The sequence below is a fragment of the Rhodococcus ruber NBRC 15591 genome (assembly GCF_001894945.1).
Classification (GTDB): Bacteria; Actinomycetota; Actinomycetes; order Mycobacteriales; family Mycobacteriaceae; genus Rhodococcus; species Rhodococcus ruber.
This window is the reverse complement of record NZ_BCXE01000040.1, coordinates 1-17110: the sequence shown is the minus strand read 5'-3', so window position 1 is coordinate 17110 and position 17110 is coordinate 1. Positions and strand designations below refer to the sequence as shown.

16 protein-coding genes are annotated in these 17110 nt (G+C 69.1%); 11 read left to right on the top strand and 5 right to left on the bottom strand.

Translation table 11 applies throughout. The features are described from left to right. The first annotated feature begins 34 nt into the window (after positions 1 to 34). The 4 genes from wzm (at position 35) to RR3_RS23090 (ending at position 3629) form a co-directional block, all read left to right on the top strand. Positions 35 to 910 carry a galactan export ABC transporter permease subunit Wzm/RfbD gene (wzm, locus tag RR3_RS23105; protein ID WP_026138070.1) on the top strand — a complete coding sequence of 292 codons (876 nt, stop codon included), beginning with the start codon at positions 35 to 37 and terminating at the stop codon, positions 908 to 910. A 12-nt stretch (positions 911 to 922) separates the two neighbouring features. Then, positions 923 to 1747, top strand: a complete 825-nt coding sequence (gene wzt, locus RR3_RS23100) for a galactan export ABC transporter ATP-binding subunit Wzt/RfbE (RefSeq protein ID WP_010596157.1) — start codon at positions 923 to 925, stop codon at positions 1745 to 1747. Then, on the top strand, positions 1744 to 2643 hold the full coding sequence (gene glfT1, locus RR3_RS23095) for a galactofuranosyltransferase GlfT1 (RefSeq protein ID WP_010596158.1): 900 nt from the start codon (positions 1744 to 1746) through the stop codon (positions 2641 to 2643). The genes wzt and glfT1 overlap by 4 nt, the downstream gene beginning before the upstream one ends. Before the next feature lie 131 nt (positions 2644 to 2774). Then, a complete protein-coding gene (locus RR3_RS23090) occupies positions 2775 to 3629 on the top strand; it encodes a TylF/MycF/NovP-related O-methyltransferase (protein ID WP_010596159.1) in 855 nt (284 codons plus the stop codon). 3 nt (positions 3630 to 3632) lie between these two features. Here the strand turns inward: RR3_RS23090 and RR3_RS23085 are convergent, their stop codons facing one another. Then, complete coding sequence (locus tag RR3_RS23085; RefSeq protein ID WP_064066420.1) at positions 3633 to 5141, bottom strand: glycosyltransferase family 39 protein; 1509 nt, start codon at positions 5139 to 5141, stop codon at positions 3633 to 3635. A gap of 3 nt (positions 5142 to 5144) precedes the next feature. Then, on the bottom strand, positions 5145 to 7046 hold the full coding sequence (locus RR3_RS23080; protein ID WP_040270478.1) for a glycosyltransferase: 1902 nt from the start codon (positions 7044 to 7046) through the stop codon (positions 5145 to 5147). Between the two features lie 205 nt (positions 7047 to 7251). Between RR3_RS23080 and RR3_RS23075 the strand changes: the two genes are divergently transcribed. After that, a complete protein-coding gene (locus RR3_RS23075; RefSeq protein WP_082900310.1) occupies positions 7252 to 9498 on the top strand; it encodes a hypothetical protein in 2247 nt (748 codons plus the stop codon). A gap of 31 nt (positions 9499 to 9529) precedes the next feature. Here RR3_RS23075 and RR3_RS23070 read toward each other — a convergent pair whose 3' ends face one another. Continuing rightward, on the bottom strand, positions 9530 to 10366 hold the full coding sequence (locus tag RR3_RS23070; protein WP_064066422.1) for a glycosyltransferase family 2 protein: 837 nt from the start codon (positions 10364 to 10366) through the stop codon (positions 9530 to 9532). 180 nt (positions 10367 to 10546) lie between these two features. On the opposite strand from RR3_RS23070, the gene RR3_RS23065 reads away from it, so the two are divergent. Continuing rightward, positions 10547 to 11566, top strand: a complete 1020-nt coding sequence (locus RR3_RS23065; protein WP_064066423.1) for a glycosyltransferase family 2 protein — start codon at positions 10547 to 10549, stop codon at positions 11564 to 11566. Here RR3_RS23065 and rfbB read toward each other — a convergent pair. Next, positions 11544 to 12563 carry a dTDP-glucose 4,6-dehydratase gene (gene rfbB, locus RR3_RS23060; protein ID WP_064066424.1) on the bottom strand — a complete coding sequence of 340 codons (1020 nt, stop codon included), beginning with the start codon at positions 12561 to 12563 and terminating at the stop codon, positions 11544 to 11546. The two genes, RR3_RS23065 and rfbB, sit on opposite strands and share 23 nt — an antisense overlap. 64 nt (positions 12564 to 12627) lie before the next feature. Here rfbB and rfbA point away from each other — a divergent pair, with 64 nt between their 5' ends. The 3 genes from rfbA to RR3_RS23045 are packed head-to-tail and all read left to right on the top strand — an operon-like array spanning position 12628 to position 14572. Further along, entirely contained in the window at positions 12628 to 13500 is an 873-nt protein-coding gene (rfbA, locus tag RR3_RS23055) for a glucose-1-phosphate thymidylyltransferase RfbA (protein WP_010596168.1), read from the top strand. 2 nt (positions 13501 to 13502) lie between these two features. After that, on the top strand, positions 13503 to 14090 hold the full coding sequence (gene rfbC, locus RR3_RS23050) for a dTDP-4-dehydrorhamnose 3,5-epimerase (RefSeq protein WP_064066425.1): 588 nt from the start codon (positions 13503 to 13505) through the stop codon (positions 14088 to 14090). Continuing rightward, a complete protein-coding gene (locus tag RR3_RS23045) occupies positions 14087 to 14572 on the top strand; it encodes a GtrA family protein (protein ID WP_048774125.1) in 486 nt (161 codons plus the stop codon). The genes rfbC and RR3_RS23045 overlap by 4 nt, the downstream gene beginning before the upstream one ends. 66 nt (positions 14573 to 14638) lie before the next feature. Here RR3_RS23045 and RR3_RS23040 read toward each other — a convergent pair whose 3' ends face one another. Further along, positions 14639 to 15061 (bottom strand): GtrA family protein, encoded by a 423-nt coding sequence (locus tag RR3_RS23040; RefSeq protein WP_064066426.1) that lies wholly within the window; start codon positions 15059 to 15061, stop codon positions 14639 to 14641. Between the two features lie 208 nt (positions 15062 to 15269). Between RR3_RS23040 and dprE1 the strand changes: the two genes are divergently transcribed. Together dprE1 and RR3_RS23030 are read left to right on the top strand one after the other, a co-directional pair. Beyond that, complete coding sequence (gene dprE1, locus RR3_RS23035) at positions 15270 to 16694, top strand: decaprenylphosphoryl-beta-D-ribose oxidase (protein WP_064066427.1); 1425 nt, start codon at positions 15270 to 15272, stop codon at positions 16692 to 16694. After that, a partial coding sequence (locus RR3_RS23030; protein WP_503826078.1) for a Rossmann-fold NAD(P)-binding domain-containing protein occupies positions 16694 to 17110 on the top strand: 417 nt, incomplete at its 3' end. The genes dprE1 and RR3_RS23030, both read left to right, overlap by 1 nt.

Sequence of the window (17110 nt, the reverse complement as noted above, 5' to 3'; positions counted from 1 at the left end):
GGCCCGGACCCGATCCCCGGTAGGCTCGAACCTCGTGTCAGCTTCTGCCCTCGATCCCGAGCCCACCGCCGCGGACTCCCCGGTGGTGTCGGATTCGCAGACCTTCCGGCGCGGCCTGAAGGATCTGCGCGACGGCTTCGCCCAGCGCGAGCTGTGGCTCAGCCTGGCCTGGCAGGACATCAAGCAGCGCTACCGGCGCTCGGTGATCGGCCCGTTCTGGATCACGATCGCCACCGGTGTCCAGGCCACCGCCATCGGCATCCTGTATGCCGCGCTGCTGGATATTCCGCTCGACGAGTTCCTGCCGTACGTCACGGTCGGGCTGATCGTGTGGAACATGATCAGCGCCTCCATCCTGGAGGGCTCGGAGGTGTTCATCGCCAACGAGGGCCTGATCAAACAGTTGCCGTCGGCGCTGAGCGTGCACATCTACCGGCTCGTGTGGCGGCAGTTGCTGTTCTTCGCCCACAACCTGGTGATCTACGTGATCATGGTCGTCGCCTTCGGGGTGTGGCGGGACCTGACGTGGACGTCGCTCGCGGCGATTCCGGCGCTGGTCCTGATCGTGCTCAATGCCGTGTGGGTGTCGATCGTGTTCGGCATCTTCGCCACCCGCTACCGCGACATCGCGCCGATCCTGTCCAGCCTCACGCTGCTGCTGTTCGTCCTCACCCCGATCATGTGGACCACGCAGAGCCTCGAAGCGCAGGGCGGGGAGGCCGCCAAGCGCGTCAAGCTGGCCGAGATCAACCCGCTGTTCCACTATCTCGACATCATCCGGGCGCCGATGATCGGCCAGGATCAGCAGGCCTACCACTGGTACATCGTGCTGGCGATCACCGTGGTCGGCTGGGCACTGGCGCTGTTGGCACTGCGTAAGTACCGGGCACGCGTGCCCTACTGGGTCTGAGGGGCCGTCGATATGACCGAACATGTGAGCATCGAGACGCGCGGAGCGTGCGTCGACTTCCCGATCTTCGACGCGAAGACCCGGTCGCTGAAGAAGGCGTTCCTCGGCAAGGCGGGCGGTTCGATCGGCCGCAACAACTCCGACGTGGTGGTGGTGGAGGCGCTGCGCGACATCACCATGTCGCTGAAGGAAGGCGACCGCATCGGCCTCGTCGGCCACAACGGCGCCGGCAAGTCCACCCTGCTGCGGCTGCTCGCGGGGATCTACGAGCCCACCCGCGGCAGCGCCCGGATCCGGGGCCGCGTCGCGCCGGTGTTCGACCTCGGTGTGGGCATGGACCCGGAGATCTCCGGCTACGAGAACATCATCATCCGCGGGTTGTTCCTCGGTCAGACCCGCAAGCAGATGCTCGCCAAGATGGACGAGATCGCCGAGTTCACCGAGCTCGGCGAGTACCTGAACATGCCGCTGCGCACGTACTCCACCGGCATGCGCGTCCGCGTCGCGATGGGTGTCGTCACCAGCATCGACCCCGAGATCCTGCTGCTCGACGAAGGCATCGGCGCGGTCGACGCCGAGTTCATGAAGAAGGCCCGGGTGCGCCTGCAGAAGCTCGTCGAGCGCTCCGGCATCCTCGTCTTCGCCAGCCACTCCAACGAGTTCCTCGCGCAGCTGTGCGACCGTGCGCTGTGGATCGACCACGGCCGGATCCGCATGGAAGGCGGCATCGAGGAGGTCGTGCGCGCCTACGAGGGCGACGACGCGGCCGATCACGTGCACCACGTCATCGCCGAGCTGGAACGCGAGCAGGGTCTGCCGCAGGAGCGCTCGGCGTGAGTGAACGCATCGTCGGCGTGGTCGTCACCCACCGGCGGCGCGAACAGCTGGCGCAGTCCCTGAAGGTCCTGAGCGCCCAGACGCGGCCGCTCGACCACCTGGTGGTCGTCGACAACGCCGACGAGGCGGCGGTGCGTGAGCTCGTCGAGTCCTGCCCGCTGCCGACCAGCTACCTCGGGTCCAAGCACAACCTCGGCGGCGCCGGCGGCTTCGCGCTGGGGATGCTGTACGCGCTGTCGCTCGGCGCGGACCGGGTGTGGCTGGCCGACGACGACGGCCGTCCCGAGGGCCCCGACGTCCTCGCGACACTGCTCGACTGCGCGCAGCGGCACGGCCTGGCGGAGGTGTCGCCGGTGGTGTGCGACATCGACGACCCCGACCGTCTCGCGTTCCCGTTGCGCCGGGGCGTGGCGTGGCGGCGTCACCGCAGCGAACTCGGCGACGTCGAAACCGATGATCTGCTGCCGGGCATCGCGTCGCTGTTCAACGGCGCCCTGTTCACCGCCGCCGCGATCGACGCGGTGGGCGTGCCGGACCTGCGGCTGTTCGTGCGGGGCGACGAGGTGGAGGTGCACCGTCGCCTGGTCCGCTCGGGTCTGCCGTTCGGCACCTGCCTGCGCACCGCCTATCTGCACCCCAACGGCGCCGACGAGTTCAAGCCGATCCTCGGCGGCCGGATGCACACCCAGTACCCGGACAACGACACCAAGCGGTTCTTCACCTACCGCAACCGCGGCTACCTGCTCTCCCAGCCCGGCCTGCGCCGGTTGCTGCCGCAGGAGTGGGTGCGGTTCGGCTGGTACTTCCTCGTCACCCGTCGTGACCCTGCCGGGCTGCGCGAGTGGGTGCGGCTGCGCAAGCTGGGGCGGCAGGAGCGGTTCGACCGGCCCGCGTGAGGGGCCGAATGTCACATTGCGTCGATGGAACCGACGCAATGTGACATTCGGCCGGTGGGAAGGCGCGATTGCGCCCGGTTCTCGCGCTGTCTAGGTTCGGGGCAAGATCTCGGGCGGCACGGGAGGGCGCGATGCTGGGTCGGTGGCGGGCGATGACCCGGGGCAAGCTGCAGCGGGCCGTCGCCGAGGTCGTCGACCTCTCGGCGCGACGCGCCCGCGAGCTGCAGGAGAACCACCACGACCGTGTGCTGGCCGAACTGACCGCGACCACCGCGGAGTTGCGGCAGGTGCTGGCAGAACTCGCGCGGACCCGGTCCGAGGTGGGCCTGCTGCGAGAACGCGTCGCCGACCTCGAGCACCGGCAGCGCCGCGACCTGCGCTACGCGATGGACCACGCCGCCACCGACACCGCAGCGGCGTTCGCCGTCGCGAACATGCCCACCGCCGCCGTCCTCGACACCCCGCACGACACCCTGCGGTTCGCGCTCGACCGGGTGTCCCGGCCCGGCCTGGCACTCGAGTTCGGCGTCGCGTCGGGCACCACCTTGCGGATCGTCGCCGATGTGCTGGGCGCGAAGCACCCGGTGTTCGGGTTCGACGTCTTCACCGGGCTGCCGGAGACGTGGCGCAGCGGATTCCCGGCCGGGGAGTTCGCGCAGGACGCCCCGCCGGAGGTGCCCGGCGCCGAGCTGGTGCCCGGTCTGTTCGCCGACACCCTGCCCGGCTTCCTCGCCGCGCATCCCGGCGACGTCGCGTTCGTCCATCTCGACGCCGACCTGTACTCGTCCACCACGACGGTGCTCGACCTGCTCGAAGACCGCCTGGTGCCCGGCAGCGTGCTGGTGTTCGACGAGTTCTTCAACTATCCCGGCTGGCAGCAGCACGAGTACCGGGCGTGGACCGAGTTCGTCGCGCGCACCGGCGTCGCGTTCGAGTACCTCGCCTACACGGCCGACAACGAGCAGGTCGTCGTGCAGCTGCGGTGACTCTCAGCGCACGAAACGGATCGCCTGACTGACGTTGTACTGTCGGCGCTCGTCGATCCGGAAACCGGCTTCCACGAGCCCGGCGTACTCCGGGGTCGTCTCGAACCGGTGCGGTGGGAGCGTCCACCACTGATTCGACGTGTGGTAGATCCGCTGTTCGACCGTCCGCTCGGCGTCGGCGAAGAACCACACCACGTCGCACGTGGACAGCTGCCCCGCGACCGCCTGGAACGGGAGGTTCTCGTCCCACAGCCAGCCCTCGGCGGCTGCGGTCCGTCCCAGCCCCGGATCACGGGTGCCCGCGAAGGTCTCCGGCCGGGCCGTGATCACCAGCCGCTGCGACGCCGGGTTCCACGCGGCTCCACCGAACAGCACACAGTCACCGGGCTCGAGCCGGTCGGCGACATCGTGGTTGACCGTGCTGAAATCCATGCCGCTGGGGTCGGACCATGCGGAGCGCTGTGCGACGAAGGACGGCACGGTCAGCAGCACCAGTGCACCGGTGACACCGACCGTCGCCCACGTCCGCACGGCCACCGCCGCGACGGCGGCCGCACCGACCAGCGCGACCGCGGGCGTCGTGAAGGTCAGGTACCGGTCCAGGTAGACCGGGGTCGCGACGAGCGAGTACGTCACGAGCATCGCCATCGGCAGCACGATCCACGGAACGGCCACCGCGAGAACGCCGTGTCGCCGCACCGGCGTGCGTCGCCGCACCGCCGCGACGGTTCCCGCGACGAGCAACACCGTGAACGCCGCCGCGAACCAGGGGGCGCCCACGAACCACTGGTACTCCCACACGATCCGCGGCAGATTCCGGTCGAGGGGCCGAATCCACGACGTCTGCCCCGCCTGGGCGAACGCCTCGAGCACGAGCGGGCTCGCCGCCGCCGAGCCCGCCACCACCGCCGCCGCCCACGCCGGTCCGCGGCGCCGCAGGTCACCCCGCCACGCCAGGGTGATCAGGTGCGCCGGCACCAGCGCAATCGTGTACAGGAACAGCACCACCGACAGCGCGAGCACGGCGGCGTACAGCAGCCACCATCGGAGCCGGCCCGACTCGCACGCCACGAGCAGCAGCACGGTCAGCCACACGGCGACGGCCGCGGACGGGGCGTAGCTGCGGGCCTCGACCGCAGCCCACGTCACACGGGGCAGCAGCAGGAAGACGACACCCGCGAGCACGCCGAGACGCCGGTCCGCGAGCATGCACCCCAGCACCACCACGCCGCCGGCCGCGGCACCCACGGCCAGGATGCTCGGCACCCGCGCCGAGAACTCCGAGGCCCCGAAGACGGCGAACCAGTACCGCATCGCCACGTAGTACAGGCCGTGGACGACGTCGACGTTGCCGAGCACTCGGTCCAGGTCGGCGCGGGAGCGCTGGGCCACCGAGAGGGTGGCCAGCTCGTCGTACCAGAAGGAGGGCCGCCACGACCCCCACGCTGCGACGATCGAACCCAGCAGTGCGACGAGGACGGCATCCCGCGCGCACGTGGTCCGATCGGCCATCCGCTATCGCCCGTACAGGCGGGCCCAATTCTCCCGGCTGGTCAGCTGCGGCGCGGCCTCGCGGTACCGCAGGGACACCGCGGGGGTTTCCTGCTTCAGGGCCTGCAGCGCACGCATACCGCGCCGGAGCAGCGCGACGGCCCGCTTCTTGTCCCGCCTGCGCACGCGGACGCCCTCCTGGGAGGCGTCGGTGACGACGGCATGCGAGAACAGCGAGACGTGCCACCAGTGCGCGTCCGACGACGGGACCGCGACCGGATGGGCGGGGAGGCGGCCCCGCCACTGGTTGAGGGCGCGTTTGGCCAGCACCGCCCACTCGAGGCTCTTGCGCGGGTGCGGGCCGGCCGGGGTGATGAACATGTCGGCCGGACGCAGACCCGGCACGTTGTTCGCGTTGTGGCGGATGGTCTCCCCGTATTCCGCGCGCTCACGCCGGATGGCGGCCGCGGCCTCCATGCCGCCGTCGTGCAGGAATTCGGGTCCGCGCAGGAAGTCCTCGACGGCCTTGATCAGGGTGAACGCCATGCCGTACTGCATCGAGACGAGGTAGCGGAACAGGTCCGTCCGCAACTGCTTGGCGAGTGCCTTGCCGTCGAGTTCGGTGTGCAGTGCGGCGGTGATCATGGCGTTGCGGAGGTTGAAGTAGCGATGCCACTCGTCCCAGTCCTTCCACGCGAAGTCCGCGTGCCACACCGCGGCGCCGGGCAGCGTGACGGTCGCGACGCCGTTCGCCCGCGAGCGGTAGCCGTACTCGATGTCGTCCCACTGGAAGAACAGGGGCAGCGGGTAGCCGACCTTGTCGACGACCTCGGACGGGATCAGGCAGGACCACCATCCGTTGTAGCCGGCGTCGACCCGGATGTCCTGCTGCTTCTTCAGCGTGCTCTTGTCCGCGAGCGCGTTCTTCACCTCGAGGCCGGCCTGGAGACGCTGCAGGTCGGCGACCTCGGCGCCGACGTGGACCCGGTCGGGGTGCAGCAGGTAGAGCATCTGCGCGCCGACGATGGCGGGCTCGACGGTGCAGTTCGCGAACATGTTGAGCCGGACCACGGCCTCCGGTTCGCACAGGACGTCGTCGTCCATGAAGACGATGTTGGCGCCGGGATTCCGCGCCGACCCGGTGACCTCGTACAGACCGCGGGTGAATCCGCCGGCGCCGCCCAGGTTGGGCTGCGTGATGTAGACGAGCTTGTCGCCGAGCTCGGATGCGACGCGCCGGAACTCCTCCCGGGTCTCGACGCGGTCGTTGCCCTGATCGATCACGTACACCGACTGCACGTCGGCCAGCGCGATCGGGTCGTCCGCCATCGCGGCCAGCGTCGCCGCGCAGTCGTCGGCGCGGTTGAAGGTGCAGATGACCACTGCCGCAGGCCGCAGCGTCTCCGGAGCCGGCACCGTCCACCGGGCGTTCGCGACGGTCAGCTCGCCGGAGCCGGTCGAGATCCGCGCGAACAGGGCACCGCCGTCGACGAACCGGTCGATGGGCGTGGACACCGTCACCGACGTGGGCGTGCCGTGGGACGACACGGTTGTCGTGGCGACGATCCGTCGCCGGCCGCGGGCGTCGGTGGCGACCAGCTCGAGGCGGCCGTCTCCGTCGACCTCGGCGACGAACGCGACCTCGGTGACCGCGGTCCAGCGCTGCCAGTAGCTGGCGGGGAACCTGCCGAAGTAGGTGTCCGTTTCGATACGGCTCCGGCGGCCGAGGCGCACCCGGGTCCGCTCGCGGTCCACAGTCCCCTTGACGGTGACGTACATGTCGTCACTGACCAGCGGAGACGGTCCCGCGAACAGCGCGCGCTGCGCGGTCTGCCGGGCTGCAGGGCGCTCCGGGACGGACGAACCGTCGGCCGCGGTGCCGACCCCTCCCGTCGGTTCGATCGCAGCGAATTCGGCCTTGTCCATCCGTCGAAACACCTTTCGGAACCTTGCTGCCCCCCTGGACACAACTCGTCCCAGGCTACCAACGGGCCGCGGACCGGCCGACGTGCCCGCGGCTCCATCCCCGCGCCCGGCCGGTCGTCGCCCGGCCCACCCCCGTTATCCTTGGCCTCTGGCCACTCTCGTCCCTGGCCTCTGGCCAGCCTCGTCCCCGACCTCTGGAGCACATGTGACCTCCGCCGTCGTGCCCGCGGTGACGACGCGTCGGCAGCGCCGGACGTGGGGTGCCGCAGTGGCAGCTATGGTGACGGCCACCTACCTGGTGATCCTCACGGTCGACGACCGCTGGTTCTACACCGACGACACGGAATCGGGTGCGATACCGAACTGGATCTTCCTCGGCCGGATCCTGCGGACGGGACAGCTGCCGAGTCTCGTGCCCGAACAGTGGATGGCCGGGAACTACCCGGTCGAGGGACAGGGCGGCCTCTGGAATCCGCCGCAGCTGCTCGTCAACCTGATCGCACCCTCGGTCGACAACATGGTGCTGCTCGCGACGGGCGTGAAGTGGGCGTTCACCGTCGTGCTGGCGCTGGGGGTGTACCGGATCTGCCTGGAGTACGGTGCTCGCGCGCCGTGGGCGGCGGTGGCCGGCGCCGCGGTCCCCTTCACCGGGTTCGCGCTCTTCTACGACCAGGCCACCTGGGTCACGGCCCTCACCGGATCCGCCTGGGTGGCCCAGGCGTGGGCGAGTTCGCTGCGCTACCTGCGCGGCCGCTCCGGCCCCCTGCCGGCGTTCGTGTTCCTGTACCTCGCGATCAGCGTCGGCTACGTCTTTCCCGCCCTGGTGGCCGGGATCCTCACCGGCTGCCTCATGATCGGCGAACGGATCCATCGGAACTCGTGGCGGCCGTCGCTGCGGCTGGCGGTCGTCGCAGTCTGTGCCGCCGCGGGCGGGCTGATCACCTATCTGCCCGGGGTGCTGTCCAGCTCCGTCACGTGGCGCTCCGATCAGGGTTTCCAGAACGACAATTTCCTCGCGGCCCCCTGGTCGGACACCCTCAATTCCGGTATCCCCTCGGCACTGCCGGGCATCGAAGCCTGGTTCGGGGAGGTGCAGCCGTTCCCCGTCACCTACATCGCCTGGTTCGTCGTCCCGGCTCTCGCCTTCGTGGACTGGAAGACCGTGAACCGGTCCGTGCGCAGCCTGGCAGGCGCGCTGATCTTCCTCGTCGCCATGCTGATGGCGACCGCGGGACCCAGCGTGATGGGGCCGCTGCGCTGGCCGGCGCGGCTGCTGCCGATGTTCGCTCTCGCGACGCTCGTGGTGGTGTGCGTGCTGCTCAGCCGCCACGGCACACTCCGCGGGATCCGGGTCCGCGCGGGCGCGGCGGCCACACTCGTGCTGTTGATGACGCTGCGTTCCGGATCCTCGTCCCCCGAGTTCATGAATCGTCACCTGCTGTGGGCGGGTGCTGTCCTCCTCGTCGGGGCCGTCGTCCTGTGGGCCGCGCTCCGCGCCGGTGAGCGGACGGTCGCGACGCTCCTGCTGCTCTCGGCACTGCCCGTCGTGTACTTCCAGGTGGCGTCGACGACACCGCATCCGCTCGCGTGGGATCTGCCCGCCCGGCAGTCGGTCGCGAAGGCGAACTTCCCGGACCGGCCGGGCACCACGCTGCAACTCGCCGACCGCGAACTGGTGCTGCCGTGGACGGCGAACCCGGAGGGCGTCTACCGCTCCCTGGTGTTCGGCAACTTCGCCAAGTCCCTCGACGAGACCTACGTCAACGCCTACACCCCCATCGGCTTCGAGGAGTTCGCCTTCCACCTGTGCATGCGGCACGACGGTTCGAGCTGTGCGGACGCGTTCGCCGCTGCCTTCGCCACCGAGCCGAGTACCGATCGCACGTACGTGGACCTGATGCTCGTGGATCGGGTCGTGCTGCAGCGCCGGCAGTATCCGGACGCCGGCTCGGAGCCGGCGCCGCCCGGCTGGCGGTGGGTGCAGTCGCCGCCCGGGTCCGCGGACGCCGTGGACGCGGTGATCCTCGAACGGATCGGCGGACCGGTCAGCGGCGGGAACGGACGCATCTCCTTCACCGAGGGAGTCACCGCGACCACGGTGGCCGAGGACTACGCGACGAGCCGGGTCCGCGTCGATTCGGCGGACGGCGGACGCGTCGTCTTCGCCCGGCTGAACTGGCCCGGCTACGCGGTCACGCTGGACGGCCGGCCGCTGGATCCGCGGTCGGTGGACGAGATGTTCCTCGCGGTGGACATCCCCGCCGGCACCGACGCGGGGGAACTCGTCGTGAGCTGGACCCCGCCGGGACAGGGGGCCGGATTCGCCGGACTGGGCCTCGGTCTCGCCGGTGCCGCGACCATGCAACTGCTGTACCTGCGAGACCGGCGGAAGACCCGGCGGGAACATCCGGACGAGACCGCGCTGCCCGTGGCGCCCGCCACGGTGGGCTGACACGGTCGGCTGACACTACGGTCGGGTGAAACTATCGGGGGCTGAGCCGCGACCGGAAGACGGTGTAGAACACCCGCCGCTGAAGCGCGGCGAGTTCGGCGCGACGATTTCCCTGCCACACATCGGCCGCCCGGAGCCCGCCGGGCAGCTGTCCGGCCACCCACCGGTGGTAGGCCTTCGCCTGCCGGGCCTGCTCGGCGACGAGCGCCACGCTCCACTGACCGGCACTGACGCGGAACCCGCCGACGACCTGCCGGAGGGCATACAGATCGCCGTGGAACAGCACCTTCGTGTAGGAGGCCATGTCGATGAGGTAGGGGAAGCGACCGTCCCATCCGCCGGCCCGTTCGAGAGCGTCGCGCCGCATCGTCACGCACATCGGCTCACCGAAGACGTTGGTGCCCAGCCGCACGGTGCGCCGGATCGCCTTCTCACCCGGCACCAGGCCCGACAGTCCCTGGAGCCCCCGGCCGCCGATCATCTTCGTGCCGCGCGCGTCGAGGATGTCGCGCCGCGACGCCACCGCCACCGCCGACGGGTGCGCATCCAGGGCCGCCACCTGGGCGGCGAGGGCACCCGGATAGAGCAGGTCGTCGCCGCACACCAGCTTGACGTACTCGCCGGTGGCCTCGGCCGTCACGCGCTGCCAGTTCCGGGGCGCACCACCGCCCGCCGGGGTCGACAACAGGGTCACGCGCCGGTCGGCGGCGTACTTGCCGAGCAGGTCGGCAGTGCCGTCGGTCGAACTGTGATCGGCGATGATCAGTTCGAAATCCTCGAAGTCCTGCCCCAGCACGGACTCGACCGTCGCCTCGATGAACGGCGCATTGTTGTAGGCCGGAATCACCACTGACAGTTTCGGCCTCATCACTGCTGATCCTCCCGTTCTCGAAGGCGGCCGGCATGGTGGCGGGGCCGGTGGACTGCGTCACCGTACATCGCCGCGTGCCATTCTCCTGAAGCGGTCTAAACCTCAGGTGCTGTCGGGGCGTCCCTACCTACCCGATAAACTGCCCTGAGTGGTGTCGGACGAAGACAGGGGGCGAGCATGGCTCTGATCAGCTTTGTCCTGCCCGTCTACAACGAGTCCGGCAACCTCCATCTGCTGTACCGGAAACTGCTCGACGACGTCGTAAACTCGCCGCGGTTCGACCACGACGCGGAATTCGTCTACGTCAATGATGGCAGCCGGGACGACTCCCTCGCCCAGCTGCGTGATCTCGCCGCTGACGACCCTCGGGTGAAGGTGGTAGACCTTTCGCGCAACTACGGACATCAAATGGCTTTGACCGCTGGCCTGGATCACGCTGCGGGAGACGCCGTCATCATGATGGACACCGACCTCCAGGATCCGCCGGCAGTGTGTCTTGATTTGCTGGACCGGTGGACCGAGGGGTTCGACGTAGCGTACGCGCAGCGTCGCAGCCGCAAGGACACCGTGTTCAAGCGAGTGACCGCCAACGCCTTCTACCGTGTCCTGGCGTGGGCGTCCGAGGTGCAAATCCCCCGCAACACCGGCGACTTTCGCCTCATAGACCGCAAGGTCGTCGATGCTCTCAAGCTGTTTCCCGAGCGAGCTCGGTTTATCCGCGGGCTCGTCTCTGCGGTGGGGTTCCGTCAAACACCCGTATTGTTCGACCGCGACGAGCGCTATTCGGGCGAGTCCGGCTATCCATTGCGCAAGATGCTGCGGTTCGCCGCCGATGGCATCCTGGCGTTCTCCACCGTGCCGCTCAAGCTCATCCGCACGGTCGGGTGGGTCGTCTCACTCTTAAGCTTGCTCGGTATCGTCTACGTGCTGCTCGGTAAGCTGCTGCTGCCGGAGAACCTGGTACCAGGCTGGGCGTTCATCGTCATCGCAGTCCTCGGCGTGGGCGGAATTCAGATCATCATGCTGTCCGTCCTCGGCAGTTACATCGGCCGGATCTACGCACAGGTGCAGGCCCGACCGCTGTACCTGGTCGGATCCCTCTACGGATTCGAATCCCCGCCGGAGGAGCGCGTCAAACGTGAGCAGCAGCGCCCGCCCGCCCCCGCACACGTCGTTAATCCTGCGGGTCGGAAGTGACACGCTCGCCCGCGGCGGCGTAGGCCTGTTCGGTCGCGTCCTTCTGGGGTCGCCACCAGTGCTCGTGGGTGCGGTACCACTCGATCGTCGCGGCCAGCCCCTCCCGGAAGTCCCGGTAGCGGGGCTGCCAGCCGAGTTCGGTGCGCAGCCGGGTCGCGTCGATCGCGTAGCGCAGGTCGTGGCCGGGCCGGTCGGTGACGAAGTCGAAGTCGGTGCGGTCCCTGCCGCACAGCTCGAGGACGGTCTCGACGACGGTGCGGTTGTCGGTCTCCCCGTCCGCGCCGATCAGGTAGGTCTGCCCGATCTCGCCCTTGTCGATGATCGTCCACACCGCCCGGTTGTGGTCGTCGACGTGGATCCAGTCCCGCACGTTCGCTCCGGTGCCGTACAGCTTGGGCCGCACCCCGTCGAGGACGTTGGTGATCTGCCGCGGGATGAACTTCTCCACGTGCTGGTACGGCCCGTAGTTGTTCGAGCAGTTCGAGATCGTCGCCGCCACCCCGAACGAGCGCACCCACGCCCGCACCAGCAGATCCGAGCCGGCCTTGGTCGAGGAGTACGGGCTCGACGGGTTGTAGGCGGTGGCCTCGGTGAACCGCGCCGGATCGTCGAGGTCGAGATCGCCGTACACCTCGTCGGTGGAGATGTGGTGGTAGCGCACCGCATGCCGGCGCACCGCCTCGAGCAGGGTGAACGTGCCCATCAGGTTGGTCTGCACGAACGGCGACGGATCGGCCAGGGAGTTGTCGTTGTGCGATTCGGCGGCGAAGTGCACCACCAGATCCGACTCGGCCACCAGCGCGTCCACCAGGGCGGCGTCGGCGACGTCGCCGCGGACGAAGCGGATCCGCTCGGCGACCGGGTCGAGGGAGGCGAGGTTGCCGGCGTAGGTGAGCTTGTCGAGCACCGTCACCTGCGCCTCGGGGCGGTCGGCGACGGTCCGATGCACGAAGTTCGCACCGATGAAACCGGCACCGCCGGTGACGAGCAACCGCATGCGGCAACCCTACCGGCGGTGCGGTCGTTGGTCCGCGTCCACCCCGGATGGGAGACTGCCCGTCATGCGCGGAATCATTCTCGCCGGCGGCACCGGGTCCCGACTGCATCCGATCACCCTGGGAGTGAGCAAGCAGCTGGTGCCGGTCTACGACAAGCCGATGATCTACTACCCGCTGTCGACGCTCATGCTCGCCGGGATCCGCGACATCCTGATCATCACCACCGCCGAGGACGCTCCGCAGTTCCATCGGCTGCTCGGCGACGGGTCGCGATACGGGGTGAACCTGACCTACCGGGTGCAGCCGGAACCGAACGGTCTCGCCCAGGCGTTCGTCCTCGGCGCCGAGCACATCGGCGACGGCAGCGTCGCCCTGGTCCTCGGGGACAACATCTTCTACGGTCCGCGCCTGGGCACCCAGCTCACCCGGTTCGCCGACCTCGACGGCGGGGCGGTGTTCGCCTACCGGGTGTCCGACCCCAGCGCCTACGGCGTGATCGAATTCGACTCCGACGGCCGAGCTCTGTCGCTCGAGGAGAAACCCGCCACCCCCAAGTCGAACTTCGCGGTGCCCGGACTGTACTTCTACGACAACGACGTCGTCGCCATCGCCCGCGACCTGCGCCCGTCGGACCGCGGCGAATACGAGATCACCGACATCAACCGCACCTACCTCGAGGCCGGCCGCCTCCAGGTCGAAGTCCTCCCCCGCGGCACCGCCTGGCTCGACACCGGCACCTTCGACTCGCTGCTCGACGCCTGCAACTACGTCCGTACCATCGAACAACGCCAGGGCCTGAAGATCGGCGCCCCCGAGGAGGTCGCGTGGCGGCGCGGCTTCATCACCGACGACGAACTGCGTGCCCTGGCCGCGCCGCTGGTCAAATCCGGCTACGGCAGCTACCTGCTCGACCTGCTCGACCGGGAAGGACACTGACGGTGCACTACCGCGAACTGAAGATCCCCGGCGCCTTCGAGATCACCCCCCGCCAGTTCGGCGACGACCGCGGCGTGTTCTACGAATGGTTCAAACAACCCACCTTCGCCGACGCCGCCGGCCGCCCGCTCGACCTGGCCCAGGCCAACTGCTCGGTCTCCGCCGCCGGGGTGCTGCGCGGCATCCACTACGCCGACGTCCCGCCCGGGCAGGCCAAGTACGTCACCTGCGTCGCCGGCGCGGTCCTCGACGTCGCCGTCGACCTGCGCGTCGGCTCCCCCACCTTCGGACAGTGGGACGCGGTCCTGCTCGACGACGTCGACCGCCGCGCCATCTACCTCCCCGAAGGCCTCGGCCACGCCTTCTGCTCCCTCGCCGACGGCTCCACCGTCGTCTACCTGTGCTCGACCACCTACAACCCCGACCGCGAACACGAGATCGACCCCCTCGACCCGCAGATCGGCATCGACTGGCCCACCACCGGCCGCGACGGCACACCCCTGCACTACGAACTCTCCGCCAAGGACAAGGCCGCACCGTCGCTAGCCGACGTCGTCGCCGCCGGGTCGCTGCCGCGGTACCTCGGGTGAGCGCGCAGCCGGTGTCCGCCCCCGATCCCGCCACCGAGCCCGCCGGCGCGCCCGGCGGGATGACGGGGGCGCCGGGTCCGCTCATGCGCCTGTTCAATAACCAGGCGGTGGCGTTCCTGCTGGTGGGGGCGTTCAACACCGCACTGGGCACCGCGTGGTTCATCGTGTGGCAGCTCGCCGTCGGCGACACCCTCGGCTACCACTTCGCGATCGTGGCGGGTTACGCCTCGAACGTGCTGTGCGCCTTCTCCACCTACCGCTATCTGGTGTTCCGGGTGCGCGGTCACTTCTTGCGCGACCTGTGGCGGTTCGTGACGGTCAACCTGAGCGCCTTCCTGCTGAACCTCGCCCTCATGACCGTGGCCGTCTCGGTGCTCGGGTTCCCGCCGATTCCGTCGCAGATCGTGATCACCGTCGTGACCGCGACGGCGAGCTTCTTCGGCTACCGGGACTTCTCCTTCCGTCGCGCCGAGCGCGGCTGACCGCCGCCCCGAGCGAACGGTCCGTATCGCCCCGGAGACGAGCGAGACATTCGCTCGCCCCACGGCTCAGCGCAGGCGGAAGATCACGGCGCGCTGCACCACGAAGTTGATGACGGTGGCCGTGCCCTGCGCGACGACGAACGCCAGCGGCACGCGCCACCACTCGTCGGGCAGCGCGTCGTACAACACGTAGTTGATGCCGACCTGGACGGAGTAGGTGATCGCGTACAGGATCACCACCGCGACGAACCGGGCCCGGCTCGGTTCCGCCCTGAAGGTCCAGCGCCGGTTGATCAGGTACGCGGTGGTGGTGCCGGCGACGAACGACAGCGACTTCGCGACGTTGACGTGCAGCCCCACGGCGAGCAGCAGCACGTAGAGGCCGAAGTCCACGATCGCGGACAGCCCGCCGGTGAGGACGAACCGCACGATCTGCGTCTTCAGGTCGAGCGCCTCGTCCGCGGTGCTGTCGGTGACGGGGATCTCCACCGGCAAGGGGGCGTGATGCTCCGGTTGCGTCTGCCAGTGCGGGTGCTGCGGATGCTCGGACACGGGCGACAGCCTATGCGAGCGGGGCCCGCGTCCCCGCTGCGCGACGGAACGCAGCCGGACGCTTCCGGCAATCCGGACGCCGGGACGCCGGACGTCACCGGCGACACACTCTCGCCGCTGCGACCGGCGGGTAACCTGTACGGCGATGTCCACGACAGCTGCAGAGCCGGCCGCCGCGCCGCTCCCCACCCAGACCCGCACTCTGACCGGCTGGGGGCGCACCGCCCCGACCACCGCGGAAGTGCTGTCCACTCCCGACGTCGAGGTGATCGCGCAGGCGGTCGCCCGGGTCGCGGAGCAGAACGAGTCCAAGCCGTCGCACCTGCGCCGCGGTGTCATCGCCCGCGGTCTCGGCCGCTCGTACGGTGATCCGGCGCAGAACGCGGGCGGGCTCGTCGTCGACATGACGGTGCTGGACCGGATCCACACGATCGACCGCGAATCGCGGCTGGTCACCGTGGACGCGGGCGTCGACCTGGACCAGCTGATGCGCGCGGCGCTGCCGTTCGGGCTGTGGGTCCCGGTGCTGCCGGGCACCCGGCAGGTGACCGTGGGCGGTGCTATCGGCGCGGACATCCACGGCAAGAACCATCACAGCGCGGGCAGCTTCGGCAACCACGTCCGGTCGATGGACCTGCTCACCGCGGACGGCCAGGTGCGCACCCTCACTCCCAACGGGCGCAATTCCAAGCTGTTCTGGGCGACGGTCGGCGGCATGGGCCTGACCGGCATCATCCTGCGCGCCACCATCGAGATGACGCCCACCGAGACGGCATACTTCATCGCCGACGGCGTGGTCACCAGCACCCTCGACGAGACGATCGCCGTGCACAGCGACGGGTCCGAGGCGAACTACGACTACTCGAGCGCCTGGTTCGACGCGGTCGCGCCGCTGCCGAAGCTCGGCCGGGCCGCGATCTCGCGCGGTTCGCTGGCCAAGCTCGACCAGCTCCCGAAGAAGCTGCAGAAGAACCCGCTGAAGTTCGATGCGCCGACGCTGCTGACGTTCCCGGACATCTTCCCGAACGGCCTGGCCAACAAGTACACCTTCAGTGCCGTCGGCGAGCTGTGGTACCGCAAGTCCGGCAACTACACGGGCAAGGTCCAGAACCTGACGCAGTTCTACCACCCGCTCGACATGTTCGGGGAGTGGAACCGCGCCTACGGCTCGAACGGGTTCCTGCAGTACCAGTTCGTGGTGCCGACCGAGGCGGTCGACGAGTTCAAGAAGATCATCGTCGACATCCAGCGCTCGGGGCACTACTCGTTCCTCAACGTGTTCAAGCTGTTCGGGGAAGGCAACAAGGCGCCGCTGAGCTTCCCGATGCGCGGCTGGAACATCTGCGTCGACTTCCCCATCAAGGCGGGGCTCAACGAGTTCGTCCGCGAACTCGACCGCCGCGTCCTCGAGTTCGGCGGCCGTCTCTACACCGCGAAGGACTCGCGCACCTCCGCCGAGACGTTCCACGCGATGTACCCGCGCATCGGCGAATGGATCAAGATCCGCCGCTCGGTCGACCCCACCAACGTGTTCGCCTCCGATATGTCCAGAAGGTTGGAACTGCACTGATGATCAACGCCGTCGGCAACCCCCAGACCTTGCTGCTCCTCGGTGGCACGTCCGAGATCGGACTCGCCATCGTCGAGGAGTACCTGCGCAAGGCGCCGGCCCGGGTGATCCTCGCCGCGCTGCCCAACGACCCCCTGCGCGACGACGCCGTCGCGCAGATGAAGGGTGCGGGGGCCACAAAGGTAGACCTGATCGATTTCGACGCCCTCGACACCGGCAACCACCCGGACATGATCGCCCGGGCCTGGGATCTCGCCGGAAACGGTCGCTCCGCAGGCTCCGCTCCTGCCGGGGACGTCGACGTCGCGATCGTCGCGTTCGGCATGGACGCCGATGCCGAGGAGCTCTGGCAGAACCAGGCCAAGGCCATCCGGGTCGCCGAGATCAACTACACCGCGGCCGTGTCGGTCGGTGTG